The following is a 20,632-nucleotide window of genomic DNA, read 5'->3' as shown; positions in this document are numbered from 1 at the left end:
CTAAACCGGGTCGGACAGGCGGACCTTGGCGGGATGCCTGAGCTTCCAGGCGCGCATCAGCAGTCCGCCGCCGACCAGCAGTGCAGCCAGCATGATCGGGACCGCGATCAGGCGCGGGAAGAAGGCCGCCAGGATCGCCACCACCAGCAGGATCGCCCCCGCCCCGGCCAGGACCCCGGCTTCCGCCCGGCCGACGGCGCGGCGGTTGGTCAGGGCCGCTCCCACCGTGTTGCCGATGCCGAGGCTGCCCGCGGCGACGCGGGCGGTGCTGGGCTTCTTCTGGCGGTGTCCCCGGGGGCTGCGCGGAGCGAGGGCCTTGGGCCGGTGCTTGACGTCGAGCACCACCTCGGTCGACTGCGCCAGGTCCTCCAGGTACATGGTCTCCATCGCCTCGGCGAAGCGGCTGTCCTCGATCGCGAGGTCCAGTTCCCAGTTGCCGATCCAGCTCGCGATGTTGAGGTTGGTCGAGCCGACCCGCGCCCAGTGGCCGTCGGCCACCGCGGTCTTGGCGTGGAGCATCGGGCCGTTCCACTCGAAGATGCGGACGCCGGCCTCCAGCAGCGGCCGGTAGCTCGCCCGCGACAGCGCCTGGGTGATCGGGATGTCGCTGATCCCGGGCACCAGCAGCCTGACATCGACGCCGTCGCGCGCCGCCTCGCCCAGTGCCTGGATATAGGCGGTGGTGCCGACGAAATAGGCGTCGGTCAGCCACAGCCGGTCCTGCACCCCGGCGGCGATCAGCAGGTCGAGGCGATAGACCCCCATCTCCGACGGCTGGCCCTCGATCAGCCGGATCGAGACGTCGCCGGCCGATGCCGGAAGCCCGCGCGGCTCCCGGGGTTCCAGCCGTTCCAGCGCCGGGCCAGCGGCGTTCCAGCTGCGGCGGAACGCCGCTTCCAGGTCGTCCAGCACGGGACCCTCTATGGCGACGCCGGTGTCGCGCCACGGCTTGCGCCTGCCGGTCGGATCGCCGGCCCAGGCATCGCCGACGCAGAGGCCGGAAACGAAACCGATCCGCCCGTCCACCGTCAGCGTCTTGCGGTGGTTCCGGCTGAGCCAGCCGAGCGGGCTGTCCAGGCGCGGCGGGTTGAAGGTCCGGATCTGGACGCCGGCCTGGGTCAGGGTCCGGAGCATGGGGCGCGACAGCTTGCGGAAGCAGCCGAGCCAGTCGTACAGGAAATATATGCGGACGCCCGCGCGGGCGCGCTCCGCCAGCAGGTCCACGAAGGTGCGGCCGGTCGCGTCGTCGTAGATGATGTAGTTCTCGAACTGGATCCAGTCGCGGGCCGAACCGATCGCCTCGATCCAGGCCGGATAGTTCTCGGCCCCGTTCCTGAGCAGGCGAAGGCCGTTGCCGGGCACGGCCGTGGCGCCGGTCACCCTGGACAGGGCCTGGCTCGCCAGCATCTGGTCCAGCGACCGCTCCTTGCGTGTCGCGGCGTGAAGAACGTTGGTCCGCATGGCGTCTGCCGGCTCCGAGGGAAGTTCGTCCTGAAGGGTTCGTCTGGGTGGCCCGATGCCGATCCGGACAACACCCATATGCCGCTCCGGTTGCCCGGTTTCCACCGAATCCGATGGTAACCGGGCCTGCCGGGAACCGGAGGCCGGGGCGAAAGGTTACTGTCCGAACGGTCGAGTGATCTCCGCCCATGGGTCACGCCGTTCGGACGATTTCCATCCCATCGACGCTTCCAGAGGAGGTTCGCCTTGAACTCCATGCCGAACATCGGGCCGGCAAGCGGCTCCGCGCAAGCCATCCCGATCACCCTGACCATCAACGGCGAGGTCCGGCACCTGAAGGTCGAACCCTGGACCAGCCTCCTCGACCTGCTGCGCGACGGTCTCGACCTGACCGGCACGAAGAAGGGATGCGACCACGGACAGTGCGGCGCCTGCACGGTTCTGATCGACGATCGCCGGGTCAACTCCTGCCTGACCCTGGCTGTCATGCAGGACGGCGCCAGCGTCACCACGATCGAGGGCATCGCGGGCATCGAGGGCGGCCAGGACCTTCACCCGATCCAGGACGCCTTCATCGAGCACGACGCCTTCCAGTGCGGCTACTGTACGCCCGGGCAGATCTGTTCCGCCGTGGGCCTGATCAAGGAAGGCAGGGCCCACACCGCCGACGAGATCCGCGAGCTGATGAGCGGCAACCTGTGCCGCTGCGGCTGCTACACGAACATCGTGGCGGCGATCGAGCAGGTGGTCGGCCAGGGCGACCGGATGAAGGAGGCCGCGGAATGAACCGCTTCTCCTATGCCCGCCCGAGCGACGTGGCCGGGGCCGTCCGCGAGGTGGCGTCCGATCCCCATGCCCGCTTCATCGCCGGCGGCACCAATCTGGTCGACCTGATGAAGTACAATGTCGAGCGGCCGACCCGGCTGGTCGACATCACCCGGCTGCCGCTGGACCGGATCGAGAAATCCTCCGCCGGCGGGCTGAGGATCGGCGCCCTGGTCCCCAACGCCGACCTGGCGTACGATCCGCAGGTTTCCAAGCGCTACCCGCTGCTGGCGGATTCGATCCTGGCCGGCGCGTCGCCCCAGCTCCGCAACATGGCGTCGACCGGCGGCAACCTGCTCCAGCGCACCCGCTGCCTGTATTTCTACGACACGGGCACGCCGTGCAACAAGCGGGAGCCGGGCAGCGGCTGCTCCGCGATCAAGGGCGTCAACCGGATCAACGCGATCCTGGGCACCAGCGACAAGTGCATCGCGACCCATCCGTCCGACATGTGCGTCGGGCTGGCCGCGCTGGCCGCGAAGGTCCACGTGGCCGGGCCGGACGGCGAGCGGGTGATCCCCATGGCCGATTTCCACCGGCTGCCGGGGAACGAGCCGGAGCGCGACACCAACCTGGGCCCGCGCGAGCTGATCGTCGCGGTCGAGTTGCCGGACGAGGATTTCTCCGGCAACTATACGTACCTGAAGTTGCGCGACCGGCTGTCCTACGCCTTCGCCCTGGTGTCGGTCGCGGCGGCGCTGCGCCTCGACGGAGGCCGTATCGCGGAAGCCAGGATCGCGCTGGGCGGCGTCGCCCACAAGCCGTGGCGCGACACCTCGGCGGAGGACCTGCTGCGCGGCAAGGCGCCGGAGGAAGCCGTCTTCAGGCAGGCGGCGGACCATATCCTGCGCGACGCCAAGGGCTTCGGCCACAACGACTTCAAGATCGACCTGGGACGCCGCGCCATCGTGCGGGCGCTGGCCCAGGCCGCGGCGGGAACGCCGCAGACCCAGATCGACAAGCGGATCCAGTGAGGCGAGACGGCATGACCAGCAACATCCAGGACTTCCGCCGCCCCGAGGGCGGGCGTTATGTCGGCTCGGCCCAGCGCCGGATCGACGGCAAGCTGAAGGTGACCGGCGGAGCCAGGTATGCCGGCGAGTTCCCCGCTCCCGGCCTGACCTTCGGCTACGTGATCTGCTCCGAGATCGCCCACGGCCGGATCACCCGCATCGATACCTCGGCCGCCGAGGCGGTCCCCGGCGTCATCAAGGTGCTCACCCACCTGAACCGGCCGAAGGTCGCCGACGAGGACAAGAAATACCAGGACCAGACCGCCCCGCCGGGCTCGCCCATGCGGGCGCTGGGCGACGACAGGATCGCCTACAGCGGCCAGCCGATCGGGCTGGTCGTGGCGGAGACGTTCGAGCTGGCCCGCTACGCCGCCACCCTGGTGGAGATCGAGTACGAGAGCTGGCCGCACAAGTCGGACCTGAAGGCCGAGCGCGCCGCCGCCTACGAGCCCAAGGAGAAGCGGAACGGCATCGCCCCGGCCCCGCCGCCGCGCGGCGACGTGGATGCCGCCTTCGCCAAGGCCCCGGTCCGGTTCGAGAACGAGTACCGGGTCGCGGTGGAGCACCACAACCCGATGGAGCCCCACGCCACCACGGTGATCTGGGGCGACGGCGGCAAGCTGACCGTCTACGACAAGACCCAGGGCGTCCAGAATTCCCAGAACTACGTCACCGGCGTGTTCGGGCTGAACAAGGAGGACGTCCGGGTCATCTCGCCCTTCGTCGGCGGCGCCTTCGGCTCCGGCCTGCGGCCTCAGTATCAGCTTTACCTGGCGGTGATGGCGGCGCTGGACCTGAAGCGGTCGGTCCGCGTGGTGCTGACCCGCGACCAGATGTTCACCTTCGTCCACCGGCCGGACACGATCCAGACGCTGGCGCTGGCGGCCGACAGGGACGGCAAGCTCCAGGGCATCCGGCACGACGCGGTGGCCGAGACCTCGACCTTCGAGGACTACCAGGAGGTGGTCGTCAACTGGTCGGGCCTGCTGTACGACTGCCCCAACACCAAGCTCACCTACGAGCTTGCGAAGATGAACACCTACACGCCCGGCGACATGCGGGCGCCCGGCGCCACGCTGGGCGTCTATGCGCTGGAGTCGGCGATGGACGAGCTGGCCTACGCGACCGGCATCGATCCCGTCGACCTGCGGCTGAAGAACTATGCCGAGAAGGACGAGAACGAGGGCAAGCCGTTCAGCAGCAAGGAGCTGCGCGCCTGCTACGCCAAGGCCGCCGAGCGGTTCGGCTGGTCGAAGCGGAACCCGGAGCCCCGCTCCATGCGGGAGGGCCGGGAGCTGATCGGCTGGGGCATGGCGACCGGCGTCTGGGAAGCCCAGATGATGCAGACCAGCGCGCGGGCCGCCCTGAAGGCCGACGGCACGCTGGAGGTCGCGACCGCCACCGCCGACATCGGCACCGGCACCTATACCATCCTGGCCCAGCTCGGCGCCGACGCGCTGGGGGTCCCGATCGAGGCCGTGACGGTCAAGATCGGCGACAGCTCCCTGCCGAAGTCGCCGGTCGAGGGCGGGTCCTGGGCCGCGGCGTCGGCCGGGACCGCCGTCCAGGCCGCCTGCTACACCGTGCGCGAGAAGCTGTTCAACGCGGCCCGCACCGTCGAGGGCTCGCCGCTCGCCAATTTCAGCATCGACCGCGTCGTGTTCGGGAACGGGCGGATCGCGGTGGACGGCGACCCGTCGCGTTCCGTCACCCTGGCCGACGCCCTGGCCGCCAGCGGGCAGGCGGAGATCTCGGCCGAGGAGACGGCCAAGCCCGATCCGGAGACCAAGAAGAAGTACTCGGGCTACACCCATTCCGCCATCTTCGTCGAGGTGCGGATCGACGAGGAGCTTGGCGTGATCCGCCTGACGCGCGTCGTCAACGCGGTGGCCGCCGGCAGGATCCTGAACACCAAGACCGCCCGCAGCCAGATCCTGGGCGGCGTCGTGTTCGGCATCGGCATGGCGCTCCACGAGGAGAGCCTGATGGACAAGGAACTCGGCCGCTTCATGAACCACAACATCGCCGAGTACCACATCCCGGCCCATGCCGACGTCCGGGACATCGACGTGATCTTCGTGGACGAGCACGACGACAAGGCGAGCCCGATCGGCGTGAAGGGCCTGGGCGAGATCGGCATCGTGGGCACGGCGGCGGCGATCGCCAACGCCGTGTACCACGCCACCGGCCGCCGCATCCGGCACCTGCCGATCACGATCGACAAGGTGATGGGCGCGGGAGAGGCGTAGGCTCGGACCGCGAGGGGCGGGATGGTGCGGCCATCCCGCCCCCCCTGGGTTATGGACGCGAATGTCATCATCCGTGCGCAAGGAGCCCGGGGGTAGTTGTTCGCCCGCGCGGATCCGGGCCGCGCGGCCCCACATTGCCACGCCGGGATAATGTCGTCATTCGTCATCCCTGCGCGGCGGTTACCGATTCACTTTTCAAAGATCCAGCGCGAGGCGCGACGCCATGATGGCACGGCGGCGTTAAGAATATATTCCATGAACAAAGGGGCGGATTGACCAGAACCGCTGTTCTCAGCTCACGCAAAATCCGATATGGCTGGTGTTCCGGCCGGGATATCAGATGCGAAGGGGTGTGGATCGTCACGGCCGGCAAGGAAAAAGACCAGACCGGCGCATCGCCGGCGTGATCTGCAAGCGGCTGGCGAACCATCATCCGGCACCAGATCGGAAACAAGCGTGATCCGGAGAGGCGGCATGGCGGTTCAGGGCGACAAGGTCGGCACATCCAAGGCGAACGGCGTCAGGGCGCGCCTGACCGAGGAGGAGCACCGGCTGCTGTCCCGGCTGCGGCACCGCAAGCCCGCGCGCAATCCTCCCGCCGAAGCGGGTGGGCCGGGGCTGGGGGACAGGCTGGCCGACCGGGTCGCCGCCGTCGTGGGGTCCTGGCGCTTCATCATCATCCAGGCGGCGCTCCTGATCCTCTGGATCGTCGCCAACCTGTTCGCATGGTGGAGCGCCTGGGACCCTTATCCCTTCATCCTGCTGAACCTGGTGCTGTCCTTCCAGGCGGCCTTCACCGCGCCGGTGATCATGATGAGCCAGAACCGCCAGGGCGACATCGACCGGATGAACGCGCAACATGACTACGAGGTCAACACCAAGGCCGAGCTGGAAATCGAGCTGCTGCACCAGAAGATCGACCTGCTGCGCGAGCAGGAGATCGCCCTGCTGCTGAAGATGGTGAGCCGGTTCGAGCAGCGGATGGAGGCGATGCAGGAAGCGGCAGCCGTCCGGGGAGCGGACGGCCCGGGCGGGGAGTAAAGCCGTGTCCCGGACCACGGGGGCCGGGCGGAGCGTCAGGGGGCCGGCCCCTCCCCGAACAGGTCAGCCACCGCCTCTTCGCCGATGGCGAAGGCGGTGCTCATGCCGGTTCCGCTGGAGACGACGGACAGGCGCACCGCCGGGTCGGGAGCGTCGATGAAGGCGGTTTCCGTGGGGGACGACGGATAGCAGCCGAGCCAGCGCTCGGTCACGGTCATGTCGGGAATGTCCAGAGTCTCAGCCGCGTGCCGGAGGATGATCGCGTCCACCCCGGCGGGGGCGAAGGGGTCGGGCGTCGGGTCGTAATGGTGGCTGTCGCCGACCACCAGAGAGCCGTCGGCGCCCTGGACGACGATCAGGTGGATGCCGTTGGCGAGCGCGTCCCCCGCCTCGGCGTCCAGCCGCGCCTTGAGCGCCGGCACGCCGGGCAGGTCGGTGTAGCCCTCGTAACGGACGAGGCTGAGATCCTGCATCACCGATCCCGGCAGGCGCCACCCGGCCGGCTGGGGGGCGAGGCGCAGCATGTGGAGCTTGCTCTGGGTCAGGCCGCGCCTGGCCAGCGTCTCGGGGAAGAGGGACAGCAGGTCGCCGCCGGGGCAGACGGCGACGCGCGACGCCGTGATGCGTCCTGCGGTGGTATCCACGACGACGGCATCGGCCGCGCCGGTTTCGACGCCGCGCGCCTGGACGCCCCAGAGGAAATCGACGCCGTGGGCGGCGGCCAGGAACGCCGCCAGCTTCGGCAGGGCCTCGCGCGGCTCGACCCGCAGCTCGTGGGGGCTCCACAGGGCACCCCTGATGTCCGGCCTGACCATCGGCAGGGTTCGCGCCACCTCGCCGGGATCGAGCAGGCGGCACCCCTCGCCCATGGTTCCGCCGGCGAACTGCTCCAGGACGGCCATGGCCTCGGGCCGATGGGCGACGACCGCCGTTCCCCGGTGCAGGACGGGAATGCCCGCCAGGGGAGCCACCTCGGCCCAGACGTCGCGGCTGCGACGCGCCCGGTTCCAGGTGACGCCGGCGCGCTGTCCGGTGACCGTCACGAATCCGAAATTGCGGACCGAGGCGCCGTTGGACCGCCGGTCCCGGTCGATCACGCAGACCTTCAGGCGGCGCCTCGCGGCGGCCAGCGCATGGGCCAGCCCGACGATTCCGCCGCCGATGACCGCCAGATCGTAATGCGTCACTCGATCCCTCCCGCCGGGCTTCCCGCTCCATCCGAGCGCCGCTGCCCGGGGGCGCGGCCGCGGACGGGACAATCCAACAACGGGCGCGGTTCGGCCACTGGTTTTTTACGGGGTGAGGATTCGAGAGCTGTACCCGATCAGGTCGGTCCGCCCGAGACAGCTGATCCGACGCGTTGCGCCATGGGCGCAACCTACGACCGTCGGCCCGCATCATCTCCGCCCTGCATCGAGCCGTAGGTTGCGCCCATGGCGCAACACAGTGCGGCGAGTGGAACGGCCGGCTGCGAGGACCGTCCCAGCCGGCTGAAGCCGGTCTTCAGAATTCTTCATGCCGACCGCCGGCTCGACCGCCCCGACGTCAGCCGAGCAGCTTCAGGACCAGGGCTTCGTCAGCCTCCGCCAATTCGGGTTCCAGATCATGAAGATGACGGCAGGCCGCAGCATCATCGAAAGGCGGGCTGGTATTATTCAGGGTCAGCTCTTGGAGGGCGCCAAGAGCCGGCAAGGGCTGGTTCCCGTCCTTATCACGCTCTGCCATGTAAGCCCGGGATCGGTCGGAAAGCCGAGGCGTGATTCATTCCTGCAACGTTTATCCGGACCGGCCTCCGCCTACCCGTTATAGCCCATTGCCCGGCGGACCGGAGGCATGCTCCAAGAACGGCATGGCGGGTGATTTCAATTTCAGGGCGACGGTCAAGGCGCTGGTGGACGGCGTGTGCATCGCGGTCGCGGCGCTGCCGGCGGGCCTGTGCCGGCTGGAGGCGCGGTTCGGCGGGCGGGACGATCTGTTCACGCTGTTCGGGCAGGGCTTCTCGATCCTCCCCGGGCTGCCGGGCAACTTCCTGCGCAGGGCCTTCGCGAGGCTGACCCTGGACGGCTGCGCGCCGGACTGCGAGATCGGCTTCCTGACCTGGTTCTCCAGCCGGCACGCCCGGGTGGGCCGAGGCGTCTATATCGGCCCGATGTGCGTGATCGCGGACGCCGGGATCGGCGACGGGTCGCTGGTGGCGACGCGGGTCAGCATCCTGAGCGGCAAGAACCAGCACGGGTTCGACGCGGAGGGCCGGCTGATCCCGTTCAGCCGCGACCGCGCCGCCTTCATCGGCATCGGGCGGAACACCTGGATCGGCGAGGGAGCGATCATCATGGCCGATGTCGGCGACGGCTGCGTGGTGGCGGCGGGGGCCGTGGTGACAAGGCCGGTACCCGCCGGCCAGATCGTCGGCGGCAATCCGGCACGGGTTATCGGAACCGTCGAGGCCAGCTTCGGAGACGAAGAAAAGGGCAGAATCATGGCATGACTGGAGTAACTAAATCTTATCGTTTTCGAGAGTTAATCATAATCAGGCATATAGCCCGGTTCGTTCGGTCGTGTTATAGAGCGCATCGGCATTACTGGAACAAACTTGGGAGCAGGCGCCAGCCTTGCCGGGGCGGCGCCAACGTTACGGGCATCTGAAATCATGTCTTCCCTGGACGCAGTGTCGCCGGTCGTCGAGCAGTTCGAACCCCGTTCCGACGGGCACGACCGGGAGGGACGCATGCTGCTGTCCCTGGTGATCCCCTGCTACAATGAATCAGCGAACATAGAGCCGCTGTTCGCCCGGCTGTTCCCGGTGCTGGACACCTTGCCCCTGGATTGGGAGGTGGTCTGCGTCAACGACGGCAGCCGCGACGACACCCTGGACCGGCTCAACGCCGTCCATGCCCGGGAGCCGCGGGTGCGCGTGGTCGACCTGTCGCGCAATTTCGGGAAGGAGGCGGCCCTGTCCGCCGGGCTGGCAGTGGCCGACGGCGATGCCGTCGTCCCGATGGACGCCGACTTGCAGCATCCGCCGGAACTGCTGCCCGACCTGGTCGCCCGGTGGCGCGAGGGTTTCGACGTCGTGATCGCGATCCGCCAGGCGAGGACCGGGCAATCCGCAAGCAACAGGCTGGGCGCGCGGGTCTTCTACTGGCTGTTCGACCGCATGTCGGAAGTGCCGCTGCCGCGCGAGGCCGGCGATTTCCGGCTGCTCGACCGGGTCGTGGTCGACGTGATCAACCGCATGCCGGAGCGTACGCGGTTCATGAAGGGCATCTTCGCCTGGGTCGGTTTCCGCCAGACGACGATCCCCTATGTCCAGGGCGAGCGGGCCAGCGGGGAGACCAAATGGGGCTTCCTGAAGCTGCTGCGCTTCTCCATGGTCGGGCTGACCGCCTTCTCCACCTTCCCGCTGAGGGTCTGGGGGCTGGTCGGGGCCGTCGTCTCCGGGTTGGCCTTCTGCTACATCGTGATGCGGCTTCTGCGCACGGCGCTGTTCGGCATCGACGTGCCCGGCTATGAATCCATCATCGTCACCGTACTGTTCCTCGGCGGGGTCCAACTGCTGACCCTCGGTATCATCGGCGATTATCTCGGCCGGGTCTTCGACGAGGTGAAGGGACGGCCGCTCTACATCGTGCGGTCGATCCGCGGGAGAGCCGCGCCCTCGGCGGTCTCGCGCGGGATGGAAGCCGCGCGCGGCGCGGAGCGTGCCTACCGGCGCCACGATCCCTGACCGGTTCGCCGCCGATGACCGTCATCGATCCGCGGGTCCCGCAGTCCGCCTTCGACCGGGTTGTCGCGGGAGCCCTGCCGAGAAGCCTGTTCGACGACCTCGCCCTCGGGCTGCTGCTCTCCCTGGGCGTCCTGATCCTCCTGACCTTCCCCAATTACGGCATCATCTGGGACGAGGAGGTCCAGCGGACCTATGGCCTGCTGCTGCTGGACTACTATGGCTCGGGACTGCGGGACCTGTCCGCCTTCGATTACGACAATCTGTACCTGTACGGCGGCGGCTTCGACATGGCCGCGGCGCTGCTGGAGCGGGTGTCCCCGCTGGGCGCGTACGAGACCCGGCACCTGCTCGGCGGGATGGTCGGGCTGCTCGGCATGGCGGGCACCTGGCGGCTGGCGCGGCTGATCGGGGACGAGAGGACGGGTTTCTTCGCGCTGCTGCTGCTGGCGCTGTCGCCGGCCTATTACGGCCATATGTTCTCCAACCCAAAGGACATCCCGTTCGCCTGCGGCATGATCTGGTGCCTTCACCTGTCGGCGCTGATCCTGCGCGAGCTGCCGCGTCCGCGCTGGGGCCTCGTCCTGGGTTTCGGGATCGTGCTGGGCCTGACGCTGGGCACCCGCATCGGCGGCGTGCTGGCGGTGTTCTTCCTGGGGGCGGCGGTGCTGGGCCATCTGGGCCGGGTCGCGGCACTGCGCGGGGGCTTCGCGCCGGCGGCGCGTCAGGCCGCGGCCATCGCGCTGCGCCTGCTGCCGGCCCTGCCGGTCGCCTGGATCGTCATGATCCTGGCCTGGCCCTGGGCGCACCTGGACTTCCTGAACCCGGTCCGGGCCTTCCTGAAATTCTCCGCCTTTCCCTGGCCCAACGAGGTGCTGTACGGCGGCCGGTGGATCCCTGCGGACGACCTGCCGGCGACGTACCTGCCGACCATGCTGGGATTGCAGCTGCCCGAGCTGCTGCTGGCGGGACTGGTCGCCGCGGCGTGGTTCGGGTTCCGCGCGCTGGTGCGGCCTCCCCTCGTGGTGGACGCGACCCGGCGCCTCCAGGTGGGGCTAGTGGCGCTGGCCGCCGTCTTTCCCGTAGCCTATGCGCTGGTCAGCCATCCCGTCCTGTACAACGGGTTCCGCCACTTCCTGTTCGTGCTGCCGCCGCTCGCGATCGTGGCGGCGCTGGGATTCGACCGGCTGTGGGCGGCGGTGGCGGACAACCGGTCCCGGCTGCGCGCCCGCCTGCTGGCCCTGCCCTTCACGGCCGCCGTGGTGGCGCAGGTCTGGACCATGGCCGCGCTGCATCCGTACGAGTATGTCTATTACAACCGCCTTGCCGGCGGCATCGCCGGGGCCGAGTGGCGCTACGAGCTGGATTACTGGGGTGCCGCCCTGCGCGAGGCCGCCCTCGCCCTGGACGAGTACGTGGCGAACGAGCGCGGCGGCAGGATCGGCACCGCCGAGCGGGTCCGGGTCTTCGTCTGCGGCCATCCGACTTCCGCGATGTACTTCCTGCCGCCCCAGTTCAGGCTGGTGGGCGAGCCGGAGCAGGCCGACTTCCTGGTGTCCTGGACCCAGGCGGGCTGCAACTTCACCATGTTCGGGCAGGTGGTCGCGGAGGTCCGGCGCTTCGGGGTGACGCTGGCGGTGGTGAAGGACCTGCGGGAGTAGCGGGCCTTCCGGGGGAGATCATGGGACCGCCGGCGTCACGTCGGCGGCTTCCAGTGCTGGGCGCCTTCGAGCAGGCGGGCCGCGCCCGCGCGGTCGACCGGACGGGAGAAGTAATAGCCCTGGCCGAAGTCGCAGCCCATGGACCTGAGCCGCGCGATCTGGCCTTCGACCTCCGTCCCTTCCGCGACCACGTCCATGCCCAGGTTGCGGGCCAGGTTCATGATCGCGTTGACGATCTGGAAGCTCTCGGCGCTCTTGTCCATGGCCGAGACGAAGGACCGATCGATCTTGAGCACGTCCAGCGGCAGCCGATGAAGGTAGCTGAGCGACGAGTAGCCGGTGCCGAAATCGTCGATGCTCAGCCGGATGCCCAGCGCCTTCAGCTGGGACAGCATGCTCACCTCCCGGTCGGCGTCGCCGATGGTGATGCTCTCGGTGATCTCCAGCCGGAGGGTGTGCGGATCGATCCCGGTCTCCTCGACGATGCGGCGGACCTGGGGCACCAGGTCGGGCTCGGCGAACTGCCGGGGCGAGATGTTCACGCTGACGGTCAGCGGCGTCTCGCGCGGATACGCCTCCTGCCAGGCCCGGGCCGTGACGCAGGCCTCGCGCAGGATCCAGAAGCCCAGGGCGACGATCAGGCCGGTATCCTCGACCACCGGGATGAAGTCGCCGGGATAGACCAGCACGCCGTCGGGACGCTGCCAGCGCACCAGGGCCTCGAAACCGACGACCTCGTGGCTCGCCAGCGACACGATGGGCTGGTAGTGCAGGACGAACTCGCCGTTGGCGAAGGCCCGCCGGAGGTCGGCCTCCAAGGTCAGCCGCGTGATCGCCGAGCGGCGCATCTCGCGGTGGAACAGCTGGACCCGGGACTTGCCCAGCGTCTTCGCCCGGTACATCGCCAGGTCGGCGTCGCGCAGGACATCCTCGGCATAGGCGTAGGCCGTCGTGCCCAGGGAGACGCCGATGCTGGCGCTGGAATAGACCTCCTGCCCGTCTATGACGAAGGGGTGCTTCAAGGCTCCCAGGACACGGTCGGCGAAGCGCACGGCGTCGGAGGGATCGGCGATCTCCGTCAGCAGGACGGCGAACTCGTCGCCGCCGATGCGGGCCAGCGACCCGGCGCAGGGCTCCGTCAGTCCGGCCAGCCGGGCCGCGACCTCGACGATCATGCGGTTGCCGGCAGGGTGGCCCAGGCTGTCGTTGACCACCTTGAACCGGTCGAGATCGATGAACAGGACCGCGAATCCGAGCCGGAGGTCCTCGCCCTTGCGGGCCATCGCCCGGGTCAGGAGGTCGAGGAACCTTGCCCGGTTCGGCAGCCCGGTCAGGGGATCGTGGAAGGCGTCGTGGATCAGGCGCTCCTCGGCCCGGCGCCGCTCGCCGTCGGCCTCGGTGGCGATCGTCTCCAGCAGGGCGATCTGCCGCTTCTGCCGGGACAGGCGCCGTTTCAGCCGGACGACATCGGCCGGTTCGCGGGAGGTCATGGAGATCCGCGGCCCGGGCGGATCGCGGCGTCCGGAAGATCGTTGGCGGTTCCCTTCATGTCTTGCGCAAAACCCTCCGGAGATGGATTCGTTGATCATGTTCATCAATCAGTAGTCGCAACTGGTGAAGAATCGTTAAATACAACCGTATGACGATAGTCGGGGTGACGGTGGCGCGGGCGCGGCGCGGCGGGTAGATTGCGGCCAAAGATCGAAGGAGGAAACCGTGAGCGATACTCTAGGGACCGGCCGGGACGTGGTCATCGTCAGCGGCGTGCGGACCGCCATCGGCGACTTCGGCGGCGGGCTGAAGGACGTTCCGCCGTCCGAGCTGGGCGCCCTGGTGATAAGGCAGGCGCTGGGCCGGGCGGGCGTGCCGGCGGCGGACGTGCAGCACGTGGTCATGGGCCAGGTGATCCAGAGCGAGCCGCGCGACATGTACCTGTCGCGCACCGCCGCCATCGGCGCCGGCATCCCGCCGGAGGTCCCGGCCCTGACGCTGAACCGGCTGTGCGGGTCGGGCGTCCAGGCGATCGTGTCGGCGGCCCAGATGATCCTGCTGGGCGAGTGCTCGGTCGCGGTGGCCGGCGGGGCGGAGAGCATGAGCCGGGCGCCCTATGTCACGACCGGCGCGCGCTGGGGCGTGAAGATGGGCGACAGCGCCCTGGTGGACGCCATGACCGCCGCGCTGCACGACCCGTTCGGCCACGGCCACATGGGCGTCACGGCGGAGAACGTGGCCGAGCGCTTCGGCATCGACCGCGCCGCCCAGGACGAATTCGCGGTGGAGAGCCACCGCCGCGCCGCCCGCGCGATCGACGCGGGATATTTCAAGGAGCAGATCGTCCCGGTCGAGGTCAAGACCCGCAAGGGCGTGCAGGTGTTCGACACCGACGAGCATGTCCGCCGCGGGCTGGCGGTCGAGGACGTGGGCAAGCTGCGGCCGGTGTTCAAGCGGGACGGCAGCGTGACCGCGGCCAACGCCTCCGGCATCAACGACGGGGCGGCGGCCGTGGTGCTGATGTCCGGCGCGGAGGCCGAGCGGCGCGGCATCCGGCCGATGGCGCGCATCCTGTCGTGGGGCCATGCCGGCGTGGCGCCGGAGGTCATGGGCCTGGGGCCGATCCCGGCGGTTCCGAAGGCGCTGGAGCGTGCCGGCCTGTCGGTCGCCGACCTGGACGTGATCGAAAGCAACGAGGCCTTCGCGGCCCAGGCCTGCGCGGTCGCGAAGGAGCTGGGCCTGCCGGCGGACCGGACCAACCCCAACGGCGGCGCGGTCGCGCTGGGCCATCCCGTGGGAGCCACCGGCTGCATCATCACGGTCAAGGCGCTGTACGAGCTGAAGCGGACCGGCGGGCGTTACGGGCTGATGACCATGTGCATCGGCGGGGGCCAGGGCATCGCCCTGGTGGTCGAGAACCTTGGCTGACCGTCCCGTGGGCTTCGAGGAGCTCTCGGCGGCCGGGTGGGAGCAGCTGCCCGATTCCGGCTTCCTGGGCCTGGTCGGCCCGATGTGGCGGCGGGGCGACGCGTTCGGGTTCCTGGCGGAACCCCGGCACGCCAATTACATCGACGTCGTCCAGGGCGGCATGCTGATGACCTTCGCCGACCGCGCGCTGGGGATCTGCGCGTGGGAGGCGGCGGTCAACAGGGCCTGCGTCACGATCCAGTTCGACATGCAGTTCATCGGGGCGGCGGATATCGGCGATTTCATCGAGATCGCGCCGGAGGTGATCCGCAAGACCCGGACCCTGGTGTTCCTGCGCGGGACGATCCTGGACGGCGACCGGGTCGTGGCGTCGGCCAGCGGCGTGTGGAAGATCCTCGACCGGAAGTGATAGCCTGCCCTCCTGCTAACACGGGAGGGCGGCATGTTGGATATCAGGGATCCGAAGCCGGAGGACGAGGGCGTCTGGCGGGAGCTGTGGGCGGGGTACAACCGCTTCTATGAGGCAACCGTGCCGGAGGAGGCGACCGCCGGCACCTGGGCACGGGTCCTGGACCCGGGGTCGGCGATCTTCTGCCGGCTGGCGGTCCGGGACGGCGCCGTCGTCGGCTTCGCCAACTGCGTCGTGCATCCCAGCACATGGTCGACATTATCCTCCTGCTATCTGGAAGACCTGTTCGTCTCGCTCGATGCGCGCGGCACCGGGGCCGGCCGCGCGCTGATCCAGGACCTGATCGACCAGGGACGGGCCAAGGGGTGGCGCCGGGTCTATTGGCACACAAGGCAGGACAACGCGGTGGCGCGGCGGCTTTACGACCGGTTCGCCCCGGCGGACGGTTTCGTGCGGTACGTCATCAATCTGACTTGAGCTTTGGCGGCACTGGCGCGATCATGATACCAGTTTGAGGAATCCCCCCATCCGCCAGGGCCGCCCCATGACTTCCATCGACCCGATCCCCCGGCGCAAGCTCTACCAGGAGGTTCTGGACCGCCTGCTCGCCCGCATCTCCAGCGGCGAGTACGCGGTCGGCGACCAGCTTCCCAGCGAGCGCCAGCTGATGGAGATGTACAAGGTCGGCCGCCCCGCGATCCGGGAGGCGATGCAGACCCTGTCCCACATGGGGCTGGTGTCGATCACCCACGGCGAGCGGGCGCGGGTCACGCCGATCACCGCCGACCGGGTGATCGAGCAGGTCGGCGAGACGGCAAAGCACTTCATCGCCGGGGCTCCGGAGAACCTGGAGCACCTGAAGGAGGCCCGCGTCTTCTTCGAGGTCGGCATGGTCCGGCTAGCGGCGGAACGGGCGACCGAGGAGGATATCGGCCGGCTGGCCCGCCGGCTGGAGGACCACCGGGAGGCCCTGGCGGACCTGCCGAACTTCCTGCCCTGCGACATGGCCTTCCACCGCGAGATCGCGACCATCTCGGGCAACCCAATCTATGTGGCGGTGAGCCAGGCCATGTTCGCGTGGCTGGCGGTCTATCACGTCAAGCTGCTGCGCGCGCCGGGCGCCGAGCTGATCACCATCGAGGAGCATGAGAGGATCTTCGACGCCGTCGCCGACCGCGATCCCGAAGAGGCGGCGGCGGCCATGTCCGACCACCTGAAGCGGGCGAGCCAGCTGTACCGACAGTTCGAGAGTTGACGGGAAGAGCATAAGGCCGCGCAAAAGCGGTTGCAAGGGAGGAACGAGCCATGAACTGCGTCACGTCGTACGGGACGGGGACACCCCCGGCCGTGCCCCGCGTCCTGCGGGCCGGAGGCTTGAGCGCGGAGCTGGAGGACGGCGCGGTGCGGGCGGTGCGCTGGCACGGCGTCGAGATCCTGCGCGGCATCGGTTACTTGGTGCGCGACACCGGCTGGGGCACTCTGCCCGCCACCCTGTCGAACCTGCTCATCGAGGAGAGCGGCGAAGCTTTCGCGGTTTCCTTCGAGGGTGCCGTGGCGGGAGGCTTCACGTACCGGGCGGAGATCCGGGGCGATGCGGCGGGCCGGCTGAGCTTCGAGGTGACCGGGGAGGCGTCGGCCGCCCTGGAGACCTGCCGCACCGGGTTCGTGGTGCTCCACCCGATCGAGGGCGTCGCCGGGGAGCCGGTGGAGGTGGAGCATGCCGACGGCGGCCGGGAGACGACAAGGTTCCCCCGGCTGGTCAGCCCCGGCCAGCCGATCTTCTCGATCCGGAGCCTGACGCATGCGCCTGTCCCGGGCGTGCGGGCGGTCTGCGCCTTCGAGGGCGACGTGTTCGAGATGGAGGACCAGCGGAACTGGACCGACGCCTCGTTCAAGACCTATGTCCGGCCGCTGGCGCTGCCGACGCCCTACACCATCGCGGCGGGAACCCGGCTGACCCAGGCGGTCCGGCTGGAGGTGGACGGGCGGCCGGAGACGGTGCCGGCGCAGGCGGCCGACGGCATCGGCGTCACGGTGGGCCGGGCACTGGACCGGACGGTGCCGCCGGTGGGAACCGGGATCGACTGGCAGTGCATCCCGGAGCGGGCGGAGCCGGGGATCGGCTTCCTGGTCGCCCGGCTGGGCGATGTCGAGGCGCTGCGGGCCTATGGTGCGCTGGCCCGACAGGCGGGCGCCGAGCTGTTCCTGGAGCTGCCGCTGGAATGCAGGGAGCCGCCGGAGGTGGAGTTGGCGGAGATCGCGCGGCGGATCGAGGCGGCAAGGGCCGAGGTCGCCGGGGTGACGGTGGCGCCGGCGGCGTACCTGAAGAGCTACCAGCCGTCCGGGCCGTGGCCGGACGTGCCGGCCTTCGCGGAGGTCTACCGGGCGGCGCGGGCGGCCTTTCCCGGCGTGCGGGTCGGCGGCGGCATGCATTCCTTCTTCACCGAGCTGAACCGCGCTCGGCCGCCGGCGGAGGGGCTGGACCATGTCAGCTTCACCACCTCGCCTATCGTGCATGCGGCGGACGAGCGGTCGATCTGGGAATCGCTGGAGTCCCTGCCCTTCGTGATGGAGACGGCGCGGTCCTTCTGCGGCGATACGCCGATCCGGGTCGGGCCGTCCGCCATCGGGATGCGCGACAATCCCTATGGCAAGGGGCCGGTGGACAATCCCGGGAACGGCCGTATCGCCATGGCCCGGCGGGACCCGCGCCAGCGCGGGGGTTTTGGCGCCGCGTGGTACCTGGGCTACGCGGCGGCGCTCGCCTACGAAGGGGCGGCGTCGATCGCCCTGGGCGCGCTGGAGGGAGATTTCGGGATGGTGGGCGCGCCGGCCGGGGCGGTGCTGCGGGCGCTGGCGGAAGCCCGGGGAGCGCGGCTGCGGGAGGTGTCGGTGACGGGAAGCCGGGCCGTGGCCGGGATCGCCTGGGACGGTCCGGGCGGGCCGGTGCTGTGGCTGGCGAACGGGTCGGCGGAGCCGGTGCGGGTCCGGGTGGCAGGCGGAGGCGTGGTGGAGGTGCCGGCCTGCGCGGCTGTGCCTGCCATTCCATAGGGCTTTGGCCGATCAGGTCGGTTTGACCGGGGCAGCCGGACCGACGCGTTGCGCCATGGGCGCAACCTACGATCGACGGTCTGCATCGAGCCGTAGGTTGCGCCCATGGCGCAACACGGTGCGGGAACCGGAGCGGTTCAACCTTATGGGATAACGCTCGAAATTCCAGTTGTCGGCCCACGGGCAACTGGTATGATGACTGTATAAGCGAACCAAGCGGCTGAAGCCGCGGCAGGGAGGAAGAACCAATGAGGCTGACGCGTCGGCAATTCACGATTGGCACCCTGGTTGCGGCCGGCACCGCCGGGATGCCCCTGTACGTCAAGGCGCAGGGCAAGAAGACCATCGCCGTGCTGTTCGACGGGCTGTACTCGCCGTTCTGGGTGGCGGGGCTGGATGTCATCAAGCAGGACCTGTCCAAGCGCGGGTACGAGATGGTCCAGGCGATCTCCGACAAGGACGACAACCGCCAGTTCGAGCAGGTGCGGGCCATGCTGGCGCGCAAGGTGGACGGCATCATCATCGTCCAGACCGACAGCAATGCGGTCATCCCGGCGATCAAGGCGGCCAACGAGGCCGGCGTGCCGATGGTCCATTTCAACCGCCCGCCGGCCAAGACCGACGCCTTCTCGGTCGCGGTGGTCGCCGACAACCGCAAGATCACCAACGCCACGGTCGAGCACATGGTCGAGGTCGCCCGCAAGCAGGGCGGCAAGTTCAAGGCGGCGATCCTGATCGGCAACCTGGGCGACCCGAACGCGATCGGCCGGCGCGACGGTTTCTTCGACGTGGTGGACAAGAACAAGGACATCATCGACGTCGTCGCCCGCATCCCGACGGAGTGGAACGCCGACGTGGCGTTCGCGGGACTGACCAACGCGTTCCAGGCGAACCCCGACATCAACTTCCTCTTCACGTCGTCCGACTTCCTGTTCCCCCAGATCGTACAGGCAATGAGGGTTAGGAACAAGTTCCATCCGATAGGACATAAGGACCACGTCATCTTCGGCGGGTTCGACGGCGACGCGATGGCCTACGAGCTGCTGAAGGACAAGTACCTGGACGCCGACGGGGTGCAGGACCTGTTCAAGGAGGCCGAGCTGGCGGTCAACGCGATCGTGGACCTGCAGGAGGGAAAGACGGTCGAGCGGGTGCTGCTGGACCCCGGCTTCGCGATCCACCAGGCCAACCTGGAGCAGGTCCGCGACCGCATGTGGGGCTACACCATCTACAAGCAGAAGAACGGTTGAGCGGGCTGCTGATGGCGGGGACGCGGTCGGCCGGGCCGCGCCGCCTGCTGCGGCACCTGCTGTTCTCCGAATACCTGGTGCTCTATCTCAGCGTCGCCTATTTCGCGGCGGTGGTGCCCTTCGTGCCGCAGATGGCCTCGGCCGAGGTGATGCGGAACATCCTGTCCGACATGCTGCCGCTGCTGGTGGTGGCGATCGGCCAGACCTTCGTGCTGATCGTCGCCGGCATCGACCTGTCGGTGACCTCGATCATCGCGATGGCGAGCGTGGCCGGGGCCAGCGTCATGACCGGCGACGGCGGCTACCTGGCGGGCTCGGCGCTGGCGGTGCCGGGGGCGATGCTGGCCATGGTGGCGGTCGGGCTGGCGATCGGCGCCTTCAACGGGTTCTGCGTCACCCGGCTGGGCATGCCGCCCTTCATCGTCACGCTGACGACGATGATGTTCTTCTCCGGCGCGGCGATCTGGTTCACCACCTTCCATACCGAGACCAGCAGCATCGCCAACCTGCCCCACGGCTTCGTCGTGCTGGGCCAGGGGAATATGGGCGGCGTGCCGAACGCGCTGTGGGTCGTGGCGGCGGTCGGCCTCGCGGCGCACCTGGTGCTGGCGCGGACGGCGCTGGGCCGGCGGCTGTATGCCTGCGGGCAGAACCGCAACGCGGCGGCGGTGTCGGGCGTGCCGGTGGCGCGGGTGGTCGCGGCGGCCTTCCTGATCTCCGGCGCGTGCGCGGCGGTGGCGTCGATCCTGTATACCGGGCGGCTCCAGACCGGGACGCCGATCCTGGGGCAGACGATCCTGCTGGACGTCATCGGCGCGGTGGTGATCGGCGGGACCAGCCTGTTCGGCGGCAAGGGCAAGGTGCTGTGGACGGTGTTCGGCGTGCTGTTCCTGGTGCTGCTGGACACCAGCCTGAAGATGCTGGGGATGTCGCTGTTCTCGGTCTTCGCGATCAAGGGGGCGGTGATCCTGCTCGCCGCCGTGATCGACGCCGTCCGCACCCGCTTCGCCGCCCGGCTCTAGGAGGCTG

The 20,632-nt window shown here is 69.1% G+C and carries 18 protein-coding genes; 14 read left to right on the top strand and 4 right to left on the bottom strand.

Annotation, left to right across the window (positions count from 1 at the left end; translation table 11 throughout):
* Window positions 1-1,461: a phospholipase D-like domain-containing protein gene (locus IGS68_RS05065; RefSeq protein ID WP_201077830.1), complete on the bottom strand. Its 1,461-nt coding sequence runs from the start codon at window positions 1,459-1,461 to the stop codon at window positions 1-3.
* Between the two features lie 255 nt (window positions 1,462-1,716).
* Here IGS68_RS05065 and IGS68_RS05060 point away from each other — a divergent pair, with 255 nt between their 5' ends.
* The 4 genes from IGS68_RS05060 (at window position 1,717) to IGS68_RS05045 (ending at window position 6,589) form a co-directional block, all read left to right on the top strand.
* Window positions 1,717-2,247, top strand: a complete 531-nt coding sequence (locus IGS68_RS05060) for a (2Fe-2S)-binding protein (RefSeq protein ID WP_201081097.1) — start codon at window positions 1,717-1,719, stop codon at window positions 2,245-2,247.
* The gene (locus IGS68_RS05055) at window positions 2,244-3,260 is read left to right on the top strand and encodes an FAD binding domain-containing protein (protein ID WP_201077828.1); all 1,017 of its coding nucleotides are present in this window, start codon (window positions 2,244-2,246) and stop codon (window positions 3,258-3,260) included. The genes IGS68_RS05060 and IGS68_RS05055 overlap by 4 nt, the downstream gene beginning before the upstream one ends.
* 11 nt (window positions 3,261-3,271) lie before the next feature.
* Entirely contained in the window at window positions 3,272-5,548 is a 2,277-nt protein-coding gene (locus IGS68_RS05050) for a xanthine dehydrogenase family protein molybdopterin-binding subunit (RefSeq protein WP_201077825.1), read from the top strand.
* Window positions 5,549-6,022: 474 nt separating this feature from the next.
* Window positions 6,023-6,589 carry a DUF1003 domain-containing protein gene (locus IGS68_RS05045; protein WP_201077823.1) on the top strand — a complete coding sequence of 189 codons (567 nt, stop codon included), beginning with the start codon at window positions 6,023-6,025 and terminating at the stop codon, window positions 6,587-6,589.
* A gap of 35 nt (window positions 6,590-6,624) precedes the next feature.
* On the opposite strand, the gene IGS68_RS05040 is transcribed toward IGS68_RS05045, so the two are convergent.
* Complete coding sequence (locus IGS68_RS05040) at window positions 6,625-7,776, bottom strand: TIGR03364 family FAD-dependent oxidoreductase (protein WP_247881182.1); 1,152 nt, start codon at window positions 7,774-7,776, stop codon at window positions 6,625-6,627.
* 358 nt (window positions 7,777-8,134) lie between these two features.
* Window positions 8,135-8,314 (bottom strand): hypothetical protein, encoded by a 180-nt coding sequence (locus IGS68_RS05035; protein ID WP_201077821.1) that lies wholly within the window; start codon window positions 8,312-8,314, stop codon window positions 8,135-8,137.
* A gap of 124 nt (window positions 8,315-8,438) precedes the next feature.
* On the opposite strand from IGS68_RS05035, the gene IGS68_RS05030 reads away from it, so the two are divergent.
* The 3 genes from IGS68_RS05030 (at window position 8,439) to IGS68_RS05020 (ending at window position 11,974) form a co-directional block, all read left to right on the top strand.
* Window positions 8,439-9,077, top strand: a complete 639-nt coding sequence (locus IGS68_RS05030; RefSeq protein WP_201077819.1) for an acyltransferase — start codon at window positions 8,439-8,441, stop codon at window positions 9,075-9,077.
* 162 nt (window positions 9,078-9,239) lie between these two features.
* Window positions 9,240-10,316: a glycosyltransferase family 2 protein gene (locus tag IGS68_RS05025; RefSeq protein WP_371821885.1), complete on the top strand. Its 1,077-nt coding sequence runs from the start codon at window positions 9,240-9,242 to the stop codon at window positions 10,314-10,316.
* A 14-nt stretch (window positions 10,317-10,330) separates the two neighbouring features.
* Entirely contained in the window at window positions 10,331-11,974 is a 1,644-nt protein-coding gene (locus IGS68_RS05020) for a glycosyltransferase family 39 protein (RefSeq protein ID WP_201077817.1), read from the top strand.
* 35 nt (window positions 11,975-12,009) lie between these two features.
* Here IGS68_RS05020 and IGS68_RS05015 read toward each other — a convergent pair whose 3' ends face one another.
* Window positions 12,010-13,464 carry a putative bifunctional diguanylate cyclase/phosphodiesterase gene (locus IGS68_RS05015; RefSeq protein WP_201077815.1) on the bottom strand — a complete coding sequence of 485 codons (1,455 nt, stop codon included), beginning with the start codon at window positions 13,462-13,464 and terminating at the stop codon, window positions 12,010-12,012.
* 226 nt (window positions 13,465-13,690) lie between these two features.
* On the opposite strand from IGS68_RS05015, the gene IGS68_RS05010 reads away from it, so the two are divergent.
* The 7 genes from IGS68_RS05010 (at window position 13,691) to IGS68_RS04980 (ending at window position 20,625) form a co-directional block, all read left to right on the top strand.
* Window positions 13,691-14,893 carry an acetyl-CoA C-acyltransferase family protein gene (locus IGS68_RS05010; RefSeq protein ID WP_201077813.1) on the top strand — a complete coding sequence of 401 codons (1,203 nt, stop codon included), beginning with the start codon at window positions 13,691-13,693 and terminating at the stop codon, window positions 14,891-14,893.
* Complete coding sequence (locus IGS68_RS05005; RefSeq protein ID WP_201077811.1) at window positions 14,886-15,302, top strand: PaaI family thioesterase; 417 nt, start codon at window positions 14,886-14,888, stop codon at window positions 15,300-15,302. The genes IGS68_RS05010 and IGS68_RS05005 overlap by 8 nt, the downstream gene beginning before the upstream one ends.
* Window positions 15,303-15,335: 33 nt before the next feature.
* Entirely contained in the window at window positions 15,336-15,779 is a 444-nt protein-coding gene (locus IGS68_RS05000) for a GNAT family N-acetyltransferase (protein ID WP_201077809.1), read from the top strand.
* A 67-nt stretch (window positions 15,780-15,846) separates the two neighbouring features.
* Window positions 15,847-16,557 carry a transcriptional regulator NanR gene (locus IGS68_RS04995; protein WP_201077807.1) on the top strand — a complete coding sequence of 237 codons (711 nt, stop codon included), beginning with the start codon at window positions 15,847-15,849 and terminating at the stop codon, window positions 16,555-16,557.
* A gap of 50 nt (window positions 16,558-16,607) precedes the next feature.
* Entirely contained in the window at window positions 16,608-18,353 is a 1,746-nt protein-coding gene (locus IGS68_RS04990; RefSeq protein ID WP_201077805.1) for a hypothetical protein, read from the top strand.
* 248 nt (window positions 18,354-18,601) lie between these two features.
* On the top strand, window positions 18,602-19,603 hold the full coding sequence (locus tag IGS68_RS04985; protein ID WP_201077804.1) for a sugar ABC transporter substrate-binding protein: 1,002 nt from the start codon (window positions 18,602-18,604) through the stop codon (window positions 19,601-19,603).
* Window positions 19,600-20,625, top strand: a complete 1,026-nt coding sequence (locus IGS68_RS04980) for an ABC transporter permease (RefSeq protein WP_201077803.1) — start codon at window positions 19,600-19,602, stop codon at window positions 20,623-20,625. The genes IGS68_RS04985 and IGS68_RS04980 overlap by 4 nt, the downstream gene beginning before the upstream one ends.
* The last annotated feature ends 7 nt before the right edge of the window (window positions 20,626-20,632 follow it).

Origin of the sequence: Skermanella sp. TT6 (assembly GCF_016653635.2) — a bacterium.
In the GTDB taxonomy this organism is placed as follows: Bacteria; Pseudomonadota; Alphaproteobacteria; order Azospirillales; family Azospirillaceae; genus Skermanella; species Skermanella cutis.
The sequence above is the reverse complement of the archived record's forward strand: the minus strand, read 5'-3'. Positions and strand labels throughout refer to the sequence as shown.